Genomic DNA, 13,466 nt, shown 5'->3' on the forward strand with positions numbered 1-13,466 from the left:
ATGAAGAGTGAGGAAAGACATTCCTGTGGACACCATGAAGCAGCCTGTGTCGCATTGGTGCCAATTTTTAACCATTTAGAAGATGAGCAGCTTCAAGAGGTCATGAAAGTGGTTCAATCAGTCTCTTATAAAAAAGGAGAAATCATCTACAGATCAGGTGATGACTCCTCTTCTTTATACATAGTGAATGAAGGGAAAATCAAGATCTACCGCCTTTCAGAGACCGGGAAGGAACTCCTTCTAAGAATTCTGGAACCTGGAGATTTTACGGGAGAACTAGCACTTTTCAAAGAAACGACACATGAAGCATATGCAGAGGCAATCGGAAACACGAAAGTCTGCATGATTAGCCGAATAGAACTGCAGCAGCTTTTGTTAAAATATCCTTCCATCTCTTTAAAGATATTGAGCGAGTTTTCAAACCGATTAGAGGTCTCAGAAAAGCAAACAACTAGCTTTGCAACGGAAAAAGTGGAAACAAGGATTGCTTTATTTTTGGCCGAGTGTGCGGACCAGGAACAAAAGCTGGAATTTGATTTACCCATGAGTAAGAAAGATTTAGCCTCTTACTTAGGGACCACACCAGAAACAATTAGCCGGAAATTAGCTGAGTTGGAAGAACGGAAAATTATTATTCAAAAAAAGCAAAAGAAAATTGAAGTACTGGACTTAGATCGTTTATTATTAATAGGAGTGGACGGAAAGGGGTAGTACCACTACAATGATGTGGCGGTACTTTCCCTTTTTTAAATGAAGGAAGTGAAATCAGAAAAAGGATTTATGGAGATACTAAATTAACGTATATTTACTATTGTAAAAAAAGAACGCACAGAATTGAACAACAAAGGAGTAATGCAACATGTTAGAGGGGATTCTTTCAACCTATGCCTCCATGCTGGACTGGCATATGTGGGCTGAGGTGTTGACCTCAGCGGAAGCATGGGGAATGATTCTATCACTGGCTGTACTAGAATGTATTCTATCTGCAGATAATGCACTGGTCTTATCCGCTTTCGTTAAACCACTTCCGAAAAAGCAACAGAAAAAAGCACTTGTATATGGTTTGTGGGGTGCTTATTTATTCCGTTTCATTTTTATCGGGCTAGGTACGTTCTTGATTAAGCTTTGGTTTATTAAGCTCATTGGAGCTCTTTATTTGCTCTGGCTAGCGGTGAAATTCTTTATTGAGAAATACAAGTCAAAAGAAGACGGGGAAGATGAGGACAAAAATCAGCCAAAGGGTTGGCTTGTCAGTACATTTGGTGTTTTCTGGGCGACTGTTATCAGTGTCGAGCTGATGGATTTAGCATTTTCCGTTGACAGTATTTTAACGGCTCTTGCTGTTTCAGAAGAAGTATGGGTTATTTTACTTGGAGGAATGATTGGAATTCTCATGATGCGGGGGATTGCGACCTTCTTCATTGCGTTAATGAATAGAGTCCCAGAGCTTGAGACGACCGCTTATGTGTTAATTACGTTCATCGCCATAAAAATGGGATTAACCCTTGTCAATGTTCATATTTCTAACGAGGTGTTCATTATTGTATTGATTTCTGCTTTCTTAATCACTTTTGTGATTCATTATATTCGCAAACAAAAATCGGAGAAATTTTCGCATTAACAACTTCTTTATGACTCGGCGCTTCTTCCTTTTGGGTAAATCGTGTATAATAAAAGTTATTATCTTTAACTGGACAAAAGGAAGGTCGCCATGCCATTGGAGAATGAAAATATTACGCGGATTTTTTTGGATGAAAAAGAATATATTTTAATTGGGACGGCTCATGTATCTAAACAAAGTGCGGAGCTTGTCAAGGAAGTCATTGAAACGGAAAAACCGGATTCTGTCTGCATCGAATTGGATGAGCAAAGATATCAATCCATTATGGAAGGAAACAAGTGGAAGGAAACTGACATCTTTAAGGTCATTAAGGAAAAAAAGGCAACCCTTCTATTAATGAACTTGGCGATTTCTTCTTTTCAAAAAAGGATGGCCAAACAGCTTGGAATTCAAGCGGGGCAAGAAATGATCCAGGGCATTGAGTCTGCCAAAGAGGTTGGATCGGAGCTTGTCCTTGCAGACCGGAACATACAAGTAACATTTTCACGTATTTGGCATCAAGTGGGGTTCTGGGGAAAAACACAGCTCCTTACGCAAGTGATTGCCAGCATTTTTAGCGATGAAACGATATCAGAAGAAGAGCTTGAAAGAATGAAGAGTCAGGATATGATCAACTCTGTCCTAAATGAGTTTACGGAATCATTTCCGCGACTAAAGGTACCCTTAATTGATGAGCGGGATCAGTATTTATCCCAGAAAATCAAGGAAGCACCAGGGAAGAAAATTGTTGCGGTATTGGGTGCGGCCCATGTTCCTGGAATTCAGGAAGAAATGAAGAAGGAGCATGATTTGGGGCGCTTGACGGAATTGCCGCCAAAATCGAAGGTTCCACAAATCATCGGCTGGTCGATTCCAATTCTCATTCTAGCCCTTATTGCAATCACGTTCTTTCATGATCCATCGGCAGGATTAAAGCAGTCAATTAGTTGGGTGCTTTGGACTGGCACACTTTCTGCGATCGCCACGGCTCTTGCATTTGGGCACCCACTTAGCATTCTCACATCCTTTGTGGCGGCACCGCTGACGACGCTGCATCCTCTCCTTGCAGCTGGATGGTTTGCAGGCTTTGTTCAAGCTTATTTCAGCAGACCAAATGTTCAAGATTTTGAGAGTTTGACAGAGGATGTCTTTAGTATAAAAGGGTTTTGGAGCAATAAAGTCACCCGTGTTCTACTGGTTACCGTTTTTTCAAATCTTGGGGCCTCTATCGGTACCTTTATTGGTGGAGCCGATGTCATTCGCCTATTTCTCAAATTATTTTAATCATACTTTTACCTATTTCTTTAAGGGGAATAGGTTTTTTTAATCTCTTTTTTGAAACGTAGTTCTTAAAAAAACACTTCCTAATACCTATATATCGCATAATCCCCGAAAGTTCTTTCTAATTCGATTCCATTTTTTTCAAAAAATAAGGAGGATGTCCCACAGGAATATATTTATGAAGGCTAGAATAGAATGTTAATTGGAAATGCCTTCCTGGATGGAGTCTTCTGATACAGATGGTTGTGATAATGTTCAGTACTGATTTTAGCCTCATGTGTATGGGTGAACGAGTTTTGCTCGGTACGAGCAACTTAGTGAACACATACGCATGAGGCGGCAATAAGATCAACTACAGATAAAAAAGAGATAATGGGGAGAAAAAATGGGGAAACTTCATTGGAACAGTTTGTTGATGGTTGTGGCTATTGTCGTGATGCTTTCTGGATGTATGAAGGTGGAAGCGACGAAGCAGGAGAAAGAGATAGGGACATTGCCTCATAAGGTGGCACAAGTTGAAAGAGATTTGGAGAAGGCACTCCCGGTTGTGATTGATGTGGTGGATCCGCAAACAGAGGAAATTGTCCAATCCTTTATTCCATGGGAGATGGACCTGGATATTCATGATGAGGCCTTTAAAACGGAGCTGGAAAAATGGGCAAAGGAACTGGCAAGGGGAACAGATTCAACAACCGGCTATGACCAAAAAATGATTCAAGACAGAATCGGTCCAGACGGGCAGATCATAAAAGGCAAGCCGATGGTAATCCTGGACGAAGCGGAATTGGTTGAAAGGGTATTGAATGCCACTCAAACTGGGGGAACGGTTGAGCTGCCGATAGAGGTTAAAGAAAGCCAGTATAATCCTGAAGAGGTCGCAAATTTAGACGAGGTGGTAGTCGCTTCCTATACGACTTATTTTGATAGTGGCGTTACTGGGAGAGCCAAGAATATTGAGATATCAGCTTCAGCGATTAATAATGTAATACTGGGTGTAGGGGATCATTTTTCTTTTAATGAAGTGGTAGGCCCGCGCGATCAAGCGAACGGGTATCAGAAGGCCATGGAAATCGTCAACAAAGAGCTTGTGGAAGGGATAGGTGGAGGGGTGTGCCAAACATCTTCTACTTTATTCAATGCGATTGATCAAGTAGGTGTCGAGTATCTGGAATGGCATCACCACTCGCTTAGCATCGGCTATGTGCCTGCTGGAAGAGATGCGACCGTTTCTTATGGGGGATTGGACTTTCGATTTAAGAATAAAAAGGAAGTTCCACTTTTAATAAAGGCCTATGTGAAGGGTGGATCCTTGACTGTTGAAATAAGAACCTCGAAGGCCAATGCGGAAAAACTGTAGAAATTTATATGATCAAACAGGATGAGAAAGGCTCAGGGAATTCCCTGGGTCTTTCTTAAATAGAAATATTGGTTCTCAAGTGTAAAGTTTATGATAGAAATAGTATAATAGGGTTAAAGAAATAGAAAGCCGAGGAGGATGGGATTATGCGTAACAAGGAAATGCTTTTAATACCTGGGCCGACACCGGTCGTCGATTCGATTTATGACGCATTAGCGAGCGAAACGAGAAGTCATACGGACCCACGATTTGTTGAGATCTATAAAAATGCCATTGCAAAAACAAGAGAAATGTTTAAGACAGATGGAGAAGTATTTGTTATTTCTGGCTCTGGAACGATAGCGATGGAAATGGCACTTGTGAATACGGTTGCAGCAGGGGAGAAACTTTTAGTCATAAGTCATGGCTATTTCGGAGATCGCTTTATCAAATTGGGAGAAGCATTTGGTATTGAGATTGATGTTCTACAGGCAGAGTGGGGAACACATGTTGATCCGAAGGCTGTAGAGGAGAAGCTGGCAACAGGAGGCTACAAGGCGGTAACCATTACTCATGCTGATACATCAACTGGGGTTGCAGCAAACCTTGATGTGCTAGTTCCCGTTGTGAAGAAATATGGGGCACTTGTGATTCTTGACGGAGTTTGCGCCACAGCAGCGATGGAAGAAGACATGAGTAAAGCCTATGGTGATGGAAAAATTGATGTCGTCCTAACGGGTTCTCAAAAGGCAATTGGAGTACCGCCGGGCCTAGCAGTGGTTGCTTTTAACCAAACGGCTCTCGAGGCTCGCAAAAAAATAGAAAAGATCCCTGCCTATTATTGTGATATTTACAATTGGTTACCAATTATGCATGATCCTTCTAAATATTTTGCAACGCCTCCAGTAAATCTCATCTATGCTTATGATGAAGGAATGAGATTAGTCCTTGAAGAAGGAATGGCTGCGCGCTATGAGCGTCACACCGCTTATGGACGAGCTGTAAGAGCTGCACTTTCTGTCTATGGTATGAAAGCGCTAGCGAATGAGGATATCGCAGCGGCAACCTTAAGCTGCATTCTTTATCCGGAGGGAATTAATGACGGGGAATTCCGTTCTGCTCTTGCTGGGAAAGGACTTATTGTTGCGGGAGCCCTAGCCCATTTAGCTGGAAAAGCCTTTCGCATTGGCCATATGGGAAATACAACAGTTGAAATGCTCGAAAAGGCGATTGTCTTAATCGGGGAAACATTGAACGAACAAGGGCTGTCTGTAGACATCGATCAGGCAGTTGAGAAGTTCAAGGAAGAGGCTTTGACTGTTAGAAATTAATAGAATAGGTAGAAGAGAGGGAGAATCTAGAGATGGTTCTCCTTTTCTGATGATCTAGGGTGATTGGAACTTGAATAACTAAATCAATCAAATGTTAAGTAGAGGTGCTTTTTTGTGTATTTAACGGTAAAGGAAACAGCAGAATATTTGTCCATTTCTGAAGTGGACGTGAGAGCTCTTATCCTATCGAAGCGAATCCGAGCTCTTTTTGATGGGGAGCAATATCTTATCAATAGAGAACAATTTAATACTCACTTCAAGCAGGTAGAAAAATATAAGGAATTAATAGAAGAAATTCTTAACGAACCTATCCCAGAGGATATCGATATCAAGGATGAAGACTGAGAGTGTCCGTACCAGATGGACAAAATAGCATAAATGTCCACGGTGCGTACCAGGTACCGCCTGTTTTTTTAGGCAGTATCTGGTACTTTTGTTTGGTTTATGCATAAATATGAGCTTGTCTTATTTTTTATTCGAATTTTGCTTGCGCCGATGCGGAATATCCTTTATGATGGAACAGGTGAATTATTATTCTAATAAACTAATATTCTTTCGGGATATTCAATAAAAAGTATAACAACTTAGTCCTTTTTTGAATAAATGATTGAATTTCTATCATAATACTACTAACAAGAGGTGCATACATCTTATGAATAGTCTTTCAAAAACTGTGGAAAGCTCTCATGAAAAATCTCCATTTCCGATGATGATTTTTCTAAAATTCATCATCCCATCTATTATTGGGATATTACTGTTTATGGTGCCTGTGAAAGCGAATGGTGAGATTACGATTCCAGTTGCCTTAATAGCGAGTCAAATTACCACTCATTTAGAGACAATAATTCCGACTATAACCGTTATCCTCATTTCTCTATCTGTATTAGGTTCCATCATGGCCGTTCTGTTTAAACCGAGCTTTATTATGGAGAGTTCTTTTCTGAAAAATTTATTTTTTGTAAACAAGTTCTGGTTCATCGTTCGTGTAATGGGAATGGTGATTTCAATCCTTACACTAACTGAAATAGGCCCAGCTTGGGTTTCTTCAGAGGATACAGGGGGATTGCTCTTATATAATTTAGTTCCTATTCTTTTTTCTGTATTCCTGCTAGCAGGCTTTCTATTACCGCTACTATTAAATTTTGGATTACTGGAGTTTTTTGGGGCCTTGCTTATGAAAGTGATGAGACCTGTCTTTACATTGCCAGGACGTTCCTCACTGGATTGTATTGCTTCCTGGGTTGGAGATGGAACGATTGGGGTCATCCTAACAACCAAGCAGTATGAGGAAGGCTTTTATACAAAGAGAGAGGCAGCGGTTATCGCGACGACCTTTTCAGTCGTTTCGATTACTTTTTCGATTGCGATTCTTTCTTATCTCAACTTATCTCAATACTTTGTTCCATATTATTTAACGATCCTCTTTATTGGTCTAGTTGCTGCACTTATTATGCCAAGAATCCCGCCATTGTCACGCAAACCTGACACGGGCTATGAAAATGTAGAGTTAAAGGCTGAGACACCGATTCCGGCAGGTATCACACCAGCTAAATGGGGGCTGCAAAAGGCTCTTACAAAAGCTCGAAATAGTTCAGGTGTAGCCGGTACGGTAAAAGAAGGGTTTCAAAATGTGCTAGACATGTGGCTAGGCGTTCTTCCAGCCGTGATAACAATTGGAACGGTGGCACTTATTATTGCAGATTACACACCGTTCTTTGCGATTCTTGGAAAACCATTTGAACCAATTCTTGCTCTTTTGCAGATTCCAGAGGCTGCTTCTGCCGCACAAACGATGGTCGTTGGCTTTGCTGACATGTTCCTTCCGGCGGTGATTGGAAGTGGAATCGAGAGCGAGCTGACACGCTTTGTAATTGCATGTATTTCCGTAACACAGCTCATTTATATGTCCGAGCTTGGGGGACTCTTACTTGGCTCAAAGCTTCCGCTAAATATTAAGGATTTAATCCTGATTTTCCTTATTCGGACACTAATCACATTGCCGATAGCAGCTGTTGTCGGTCATATATTATTCTGATTAAGACTTGCCCTTATTTCATGAGGGCCGGTCTTTTTTTTGCAAGAGTGGTTTTCTAGCCAAAATTGAATAAAAAGTAAAAGGCAGAAATGTTGATTTAACAACGTTTCTGCCTTTCAATTTTATATGATTTTACTCCAAAAAGGACTTAATAGACAGTCCCTTTTGTATATAATCATCTTAAAAATTCAGTTTATCCGTAAAGTAGCTGCTTCTCAATCGGTTGTTCCGGGATCAAAGTTTTCGGATAACTCGATATTATGTTCTTCCGCTAGTTTTTCAATCCCATGATCAAAATCTCTAAGTAATTTTCTTGCTTCATCCAGCATGGTGTTCGCTTCCTCAATCATTCCCCGATCTTGTTCCTCAAGAGCGCTGATAATTTTATTGAAGGCATTGTACTGGAGATTGGCCCCCTCAATATAAATTTCATGAACACCCCTAACCTCATCTGTTTTCAAACGAATCGCTTCAAGTTTATCAGTAAATTGTTGGTAGGTCGGAATCACATCAAGTGAAAGCACATCATATAGATCAAGATCGGATGTATAATTGGCGCCTGTGGCACTTTCATAAGCGGCAATGGCGTCCTCCTCCAAATTCGTAATAGCTGGAAGTTCTTCATTTAAGTAGACCAGCAATTCCTCTTGCACCGGATCCGCAAAGCATCCCGAAAGAAACAGTGTGAACAAAAGAACAGGGAAAATTATTAACTTTTTCAATGCTCCACCTCCATTGATCTTAATGTATGAAGGGGATAAGCCAATTGTTTCATGACAAATGGATGACAAAGATCTCTGTTGAAAATGTGGGGTTGCAAGAATATATAGAGTGTTATATAGTGTATATATAGATATAAACAGTATAACAGTTAGAAGGAGCTGACTCGCAGAATGAACACTTGGAAACAAGCGTCTTCACTTGCTTGGTTTGAATTAAGGAAATCAAAAATGAGCTTGTTGTACTTTGCCATTATGTTGCTGGCGTCAACCATCCTATTTGTATCCATGCTGTCAAGTTATTTACAGAAGAGCTTTGTAGGAATGGATGTATTTTTCCTTATTGCCTTTGGGTTTTCTCCTGTTTGGATGAAGCCAAAGGAATTTCAGTATCAGAAGATTGATGAGAGGACCTGGGGGTCTCCGCTGTTTATCACCTTGAGCCAGCTACCTATCAAAAAGGAAGTGCTGGCGGGCAGTCGATTTATCGTTTATTTTACCTATGCCATTCCCTTTCAAATTCTTCTGCTCATTTCCTTATATGTATTTTCTAGTGACATACGGGCAACCATGTCACCAGCAGCCTATTTCATTTTTTCTGTCATTTGGATGGCATATGGTATTTGTGTTGGTGGAGCATTTCCTGCAGTGGATGCTGGGGATCATATTACATTACAAAAATCGATTGTGCAGGCAATCCTTCTTTTCTTTGCCTTGATGATTATGTTAGTTATTTTTCATATAGCTTTCGGTTTTGGGCTTGTTGCTTGGACGATCATTCTTGCAAAAGAGTGGCCGCTTGTTTCTACGGTAGTTTCTATTATCACCGCAATCATAGGATACCGCTATTATGTGAATTATGCCTATAAAAAAATGGCAAAAATAGATTATTTAAAATAATGCTGATGGAGGGGTCCAAATGGAACTTCCGATTCGATTGTCAAAGGAATCACGGGAGCCGATATATCATCAAATTGAAGGGCAAATTAAGGCTCTAATCGCTAGTGGACAGCTGCAAGCAGGCTCCCCTTTGCCTTCCATCCGGGCACTATCCAAGGATTTGGAGGTAAGCGTCATCACAACAAGACGTGCTTATCAAGATCTTGAATATCAAGGCTTTATTGAAACGATACAAGGAAAAGGCACGTTTGTTGCGGAAGTGGATAAGAAAAGAAAGGACCGCATGAAAATGGAGACAGTCTTGGGTGCGATAGAAAAGGCGGTAGAAACAGCCCTCAGGCATGACTATACAATAGAGGAAGTTGAACAGGTATTTCAGCAGGTTATGATCCGGTTAAAGAGGGAGGACGGACAATGAAAAGGGGAGTTGAAGTCAAAGGACTACTCAAACAAATTGACGACTTTGAGATAGGACCGGTAGATCTTGATTTTGAGCCAGGAACCATTACTGCTCTTGTAGGGAAAAATGGAGCAGGGAAAAGCACGTTTGCCAAGCTATTGATGAATCTAGCGAAACGTGATCGAGGCGAAATATTTTTAGAGGGGCAACCCGTTTCTAGCTCAAGCGAGGAATGGAAAACAAAGATTGCGTATCAGCCCCAGGTCCTTTTAGGCTGTAATGCATTTAATGGCCGTGAATTAAAAAAACTGATATCAAGCTTATATCCAACCTGGGATGAGGAGTTATTTATTCGTCTTGTGGAAGTTTTTAAGATCCCGCTCGATAAACCATATGGGAGCCTGTCCCCAGGGGTGCAGCAGCAATTGAATTTTGTGTTATCACTACCAAGAGATACGGATATTCTCCTCTTGGATGAACCGACGGCACATATGGATATTCATAGCAAGCAATTGGTTCAGGATGAGCTTGCCACTTGGATGGAGCGTGGGGAGAAGACGATGATTCTTGTCAGCCATCAGGTTGAAGATATTCGCAAGCTTGCTGATTTTATTGTTGTATTTCAAGAGGGGAAAATCCTCGCTCATGCAGCGAAGGATGAGCTCACTCAGAATTATAAGCGCTATTGGCTTGAGGTTGTGTTGCCTGATGCAGTTCCAGGGGAAGTTGCACGGAAAAATGGGAGGATTATCGTCACGAATCAGCCTGTGAAGACTGAGCAATTTTTCCTTGAAAAAGGGATCAGATGGACAGACTCAAGAAGGTTAGAATTAGAAGAGATTATTTCAATGATGATAGGGAGTAGAGAGGGAGTGTAGGAATGGGTGAAGCGATTTTAACCGTTGAAGGCCTTGGCAAGTCCTTCAAAAACAAACAGATTATTAAGAACATCTCCTTTCATGTGAAAAAAGGAGAAATTATGGCTATCCTTGGTCCCAATGGGGCGGGAAAGTCGACGACGATTAGAAATATCATGGGCATCATGTATCCAGATGAAGGGAGCATTACGTTTCATTCGTCAAAAGGAGTACCCCGTCACAAAATCGGGTATCTGCCGGAGGAAAGGGGCCTGTACAAAGGGGTTAAAATTATGGATATTCTCCTCTATTTTGCCGAGCTGAAGGATTATCCACTTGAAAAAGCAAGGAAGCGTGCACTTGAGTATCTCGAGAAATTTGATTTAAAGGGCAAGGAAAAGGTGACCATTGAAGAATTATCAAAGGGAATGGCACAGAAGGTTCAATTTATCTCATCGATTATTCATGAGCCAGAGCTGCTTATTTTGGATGAACCCTTTTCAGGTCTTGACCCAGTTAGTCAGGAGCTATTTAAGAAGGAAATCAAGGATCTAGCTAATAAGGGCACGGCCATTCTATTATCTTCTCATCAAATGAATCTAGTAGAAGAGTTATGTGATCGATTATTCATGATTCATCAAGGGCAGAAGATTATTTACGGAACGATGGATGAAGTGAAAAAGGAATATGCGAATTTTAAATGTACGATAAAAGGAAACAATGACCCAAGTAAACTTGAACAGATGGCAATGGTAGAGCGTGTGGAGCAGGACGGCGATCAATCGATTCTTTATTTAACAGGCGATGTGGTCATTCCGCAGTGGTTAAAACAACTGCCAGAGGGGCTTCAAATTGAGGAATTATCAATAGACCGCACCTCTCTCCACGAAATTTTTATCGGGATTGCGACAGGAAAAAATATGTTGACGAAGGAGAGTGAATTATATGCGAAATAGTTTGAAGGTTGCGAAATGGGAAATGAAGAAGAATATGAAGAATAAATCTTTTATCATTTCACTCTTTTTAACACCGATTCTATTCTTAGTATTTGCGACTCTACCTTCATTGCTAGAAAAATTTGATAGTGAACCAGAGCCGCCAACCGTTTATATCTTTGATGACCTTCACGTGTGGAATGAGATGGAAAAGCTACCACAGTTGAAAGAGCTAGAGTGGAATGTGAAGGCGACAAAGGAGGAAAATCCTAGCTTTCTTGAAGGAAAAGAAAATGTGGCATATATTTCTTTAACTGAACAATCATTAAACGACGGAAAAATCCCTGTCTATATTAGTGAAGATGTGGACGGTGATTTTGTTCATGAAACAAGGTTCCTTGAGGAGCCATTGCGTCAGCTGCAGCTTACCCGCCTTGATTTATCAGAGGAAGAGATAAGCTTGATTGCCAAAGGAGTGATCATGGAAGAGGCGGAAATTCCCCATCCAGAATCTAGCCAGAAAGGGGATGAGGGGAGTGGAGAAAGCGATCCATTCAAACGTTTGGTCCCTGGTGTATTTGCAGGAGTCATTCTCTTTTCGATTGTCATTACAGGAATGATGATCTTCCAAAGCGCCTCCCAGGAAAAGAAGGAAAAGGTAGCTGAAATTGTCCTCTCATCGTTGACACCAGAAGAGCTTATGAATGGGAAAATTATAGGTTATTTCGGCCTAGGGATTGTCCAGGTGTTTGTGTGGCTGTTGTTCGCCATTCCGATCATCATGTGGCGCTTTGATTTTCCGGTGATGGAGTATCTTCTAGTTCCTGAGACTCTATTGTTGCTCCTGATTGCCATTGCAGGTTATCTTCTATTTGCGGCGATTTTTGTGGGGATTGGAGCAACAGTAGAAGACATGACAGCCACGAGTAATTTTCAGGGAATGGTCATGATGCTACCGTTTTTACCAGCTGCCATCATCGGGCCGGTCATCGCCGATCCGAGCGGTATGATTGCAAAGATTGCATCTTATTTTCCAATTACCTCGCCGGCCATATTACTTGTTCGACTTTCTGCATTAGAGGAATGGCCATGGATGGAAATTATCATTTCCCTTGTTGTTCTTGCCCTTAGCATTTGGTTATTTATGAAGCTTGCCGGGAAAATATTTAAGACAGGTATTTTGATGTACGGAAAAAATGCAACTCCACAGGAAATATGGAAGTGGCTACGGCAGTAGCTTAGTACTGATAGTATTTTTTTAAAGATAGGATTATTGCTAACTTGCACTTAGAATCGAGCTATTCTAAGTGCATTTTTACTCTGTTCAGCTGAAACTTGCAATTCCAAATAGTCGTTTGGGAATGAGGACAAGTTCAGTAATCGGTACTCACCCAGCTTTTCAAAATTAATTCCTGCTTTTGTAAAAGCATTGGAAAAAACATGGTTAACATATATAATAAAAATTGGGGCGGTGAACCGGATGGACAACCAAAAAGTGTTAGAACTAATTTTGACTAAACTTGATCATTTAGACAAAGGACAAAAATCCTTACAAGAAGAATTAACGGGTATGAAAACGGCCATCAGTGATTTACAACATGAAACAAATGGAATGAAAACGGCCATTAGTGATTTGCAACATGAAACAAATGGAATGAAAACTGCTATTAGTGATTTGCAGCATGAAACAAATGGAATGAAAACGGCCATTAGTGATTTGCAACATGAAACAAAGGAAATGAAAACGGCCATCAGTGATTTACAACATGAAACAAAGGAAATGAAGACTACACTTGGTAACTTGCACCAAGAGACATATATAGGATTTAAAGAAATAAATGACAAACTTGATTTATTAACAAAGCAAACCAGCAACGCAATTATTGAACACCATTCGAATGAACTTTCCTTTTTGAGCGAGAAGGTTTTTTCATTAGAAAAAGAATTGTATATACTGAAGAAAAATTAAAGCACTGGGTAGCTCAGTGCTTTTAATCATTTTATTTTTGCTAGAATTTTTTGTGGACATTTACAATCATTATTGAACGATCGCCAAGGCATTCATTAGCAAA

Annotated in this window: 14 protein-coding genes; 13 read left to right on the forward strand and 1 reads right to left on the reverse strand. The window is 40.6% G+C overall.

The window, feature by feature from the left end; all coding sequences use genetic code 11:
- The 7 genes from J2S07_RS08795 (at window position 1) to J2S07_RS08825 (ending at window position 7,583) form a co-directional block, all read left to right on the forward strand.
- Window positions 1–711, forward strand: coding sequence for a Crp/Fnr family transcriptional regulator (locus J2S07_RS08795; RefSeq protein WP_307150059.1), 711 nt, complete (start codon window positions 1–3; stop codon window positions 709–711).
- Between the two features lie 148 nt (window positions 712–859).
- Window positions 860–1,621 (forward strand): MeeY/MeeF family manganese export membrane protein, encoded by a 762-nt coding sequence (locus J2S07_RS08800; protein WP_307150060.1) that lies wholly within the window; start codon window positions 860–862, stop codon window positions 1,619–1,621.
- Between the two features lie 96 nt (window positions 1,622–1,717).
- Window positions 1,718–2,884 carry a TraB/GumN family protein gene (locus tag J2S07_RS08805; RefSeq protein WP_307150170.1) on the forward strand — a complete coding sequence of 389 codons (1,167 nt, stop codon included), beginning with the start codon at window positions 1,718–1,720 and terminating at the stop codon, window positions 2,882–2,884.
- A 382-nt stretch (window positions 2,885–3,266) separates the two neighbouring features.
- On the forward strand, window positions 3,267–4,238 hold the full coding sequence (locus J2S07_RS08810; protein ID WP_307150061.1) for a VanW family protein: 972 nt from the start codon (window positions 3,267–3,269) through the stop codon (window positions 4,236–4,238).
- Window positions 4,239–4,384: 146 nt separating this feature from the next.
- Entirely contained in the window at window positions 4,385–5,548 is a 1,164-nt protein-coding gene (locus tag J2S07_RS08815; RefSeq protein WP_307150062.1) for a pyridoxal-phosphate-dependent aminotransferase family protein, read from the forward strand.
- Window positions 5,549–5,662: 114 nt separating this feature from the next.
- Window positions 5,663–5,893 (forward strand): excisionase family DNA-binding protein, encoded by a 231-nt coding sequence (locus J2S07_RS08820; RefSeq protein ID WP_307150063.1) that lies wholly within the window; start codon window positions 5,663–5,665, stop codon window positions 5,891–5,893.
- Window positions 5,894–6,200: 307 nt separating this feature from the next.
- Window positions 6,201–7,583, forward strand: coding sequence for a YjiH family protein (locus J2S07_RS08825; protein ID WP_307150064.1), 1,383 nt, complete (start codon window positions 6,201–6,203; stop codon window positions 7,581–7,583).
- Between the two features lie 215 nt (window positions 7,584–7,798).
- On the opposite strand, the gene J2S07_RS08830 is transcribed toward J2S07_RS08825, so the two are convergent.
- Complete coding sequence (locus J2S07_RS08830) at window positions 7,799–8,305, reverse strand: hypothetical protein (RefSeq protein ID WP_307150065.1); 507 nt, start codon at window positions 8,303–8,305, stop codon at window positions 7,799–7,801.
- Between the two features lie 171 nt (window positions 8,306–8,476).
- Here J2S07_RS08830 and J2S07_RS08835 point away from each other — a divergent pair, with 171 nt between their 5' ends.
- From J2S07_RS08835 to J2S07_RS08860, 6 genes are all read left to right on the forward strand, one after another.
- Window positions 8,477–9,202, forward strand: a complete 726-nt coding sequence (locus tag J2S07_RS08835; protein WP_307150066.1) for a hypothetical protein — start codon at window positions 8,477–8,479, stop codon at window positions 9,200–9,202.
- 19 nt (window positions 9,203–9,221) lie between these two features.
- Complete coding sequence (locus J2S07_RS08840) at window positions 9,222–9,620, forward strand: GntR family transcriptional regulator (protein ID WP_307150067.1); 399 nt, start codon at window positions 9,222–9,224, stop codon at window positions 9,618–9,620.
- On the forward strand, window positions 9,617–10,480 hold the full coding sequence (locus J2S07_RS08845) for an ATP-binding cassette domain-containing protein (RefSeq protein ID WP_307150068.1): 864 nt from the start codon (window positions 9,617–9,619) through the stop codon (window positions 10,478–10,480). Before J2S07_RS08840 ends, J2S07_RS08845 begins: the two co-directional genes overlap by 4 nt.
- A gap of 2 nt (window positions 10,481–10,482) precedes the next feature.
- On the forward strand, window positions 10,483–11,415 hold the full coding sequence (locus J2S07_RS08850) for an ABC transporter ATP-binding protein (RefSeq protein ID WP_307150069.1): 933 nt from the start codon (window positions 10,483–10,485) through the stop codon (window positions 11,413–11,415).
- Window positions 11,405–12,631 carry an ABC transporter permease gene (locus J2S07_RS08855; protein ID WP_307150070.1) on the forward strand — a complete coding sequence of 409 codons (1,227 nt, stop codon included), beginning with the start codon at window positions 11,405–11,407 and terminating at the stop codon, window positions 12,629–12,631. The genes J2S07_RS08850 and J2S07_RS08855 overlap by 11 nt, the downstream gene beginning before the upstream one ends.
- Window positions 12,632–12,874: 243 nt before the next feature.
- Entirely contained in the window at window positions 12,875–13,363 is a 489-nt protein-coding gene (locus J2S07_RS08860) for a hypothetical protein (RefSeq protein ID WP_307150071.1), read from the forward strand.
- Window positions 13,364–13,466 lie beyond the last annotated feature (103 nt).

Source organism: Anoxybacillus andreesenii, assembly GCF_030813005.1.
GTDB classification, from domain to species: domain Bacteria; phylum Bacillota; class Bacilli; order Bacillales; family Cytobacillaceae; genus Robertmurraya; species Robertmurraya andreesenii.

Coding starts and splice junctions, on each gene's coding strand:
- J2S07_RS08795 (WP_307150059.1), top strand. CDS start 1: ATGAAGAGTGAGGAAAGACATTCCTGTGGACACCATGAAGCAGCCTGT.
- J2S07_RS08800 (WP_307150060.1), top strand. CDS start 860: ATGTTAGAGGGGATTCTTTCAACCTATGCCTCCATGCTGGACTGGCAT.
- J2S07_RS08810 (WP_307150061.1), top strand. CDS start 3,267: ATGGGGAAACTTCATTGGAACAGTTTGTTGATGGTTGTGGCTATTGTC.
- J2S07_RS08815 (WP_307150062.1), top strand. CDS start 4,385: ATGCGTAACAAGGAAATGCTTTTAATACCTGGGCCGACACCGGTCGTC.
- J2S07_RS08825 (WP_307150064.1), top strand. CDS start 6,201: ATGAATAGTCTTTCAAAAACTGTGGAAAGCTCTCATGAAAAATCTCCA.
- J2S07_RS08835 (WP_307150066.1), top strand. CDS start 8,477: ATGAACACTTGGAAACAAGCGTCTTCACTTGCTTGGTTTGAATTAAGG.
- J2S07_RS08840 (WP_307150067.1), top strand. CDS start 9,222: ATGGAACTTCCGATTCGATTGTCAAAGGAATCACGGGAGCCGATATAT.
- J2S07_RS08845 (WP_307150068.1), top strand. CDS start 9,617: ATGAAAAGGGGAGTTGAAGTCAAAGGACTACTCAAACAAATTGACGAC.
- J2S07_RS08850 (WP_307150069.1), top strand. CDS start 10,483: ATGGGTGAAGCGATTTTAACCGTTGAAGGCCTTGGCAAGTCCTTCAAA.
- J2S07_RS08855 (WP_307150070.1), top strand. CDS start 11,405: ATGCGAAATAGTTTGAAGGTTGCGAAATGGGAAATGAAGAAGAATATG.
- J2S07_RS08860 (WP_307150071.1), top strand. CDS start 12,875: ATGGACAACCAAAAAGTGTTAGAACTAATTTTGACTAAACTTGATCAT.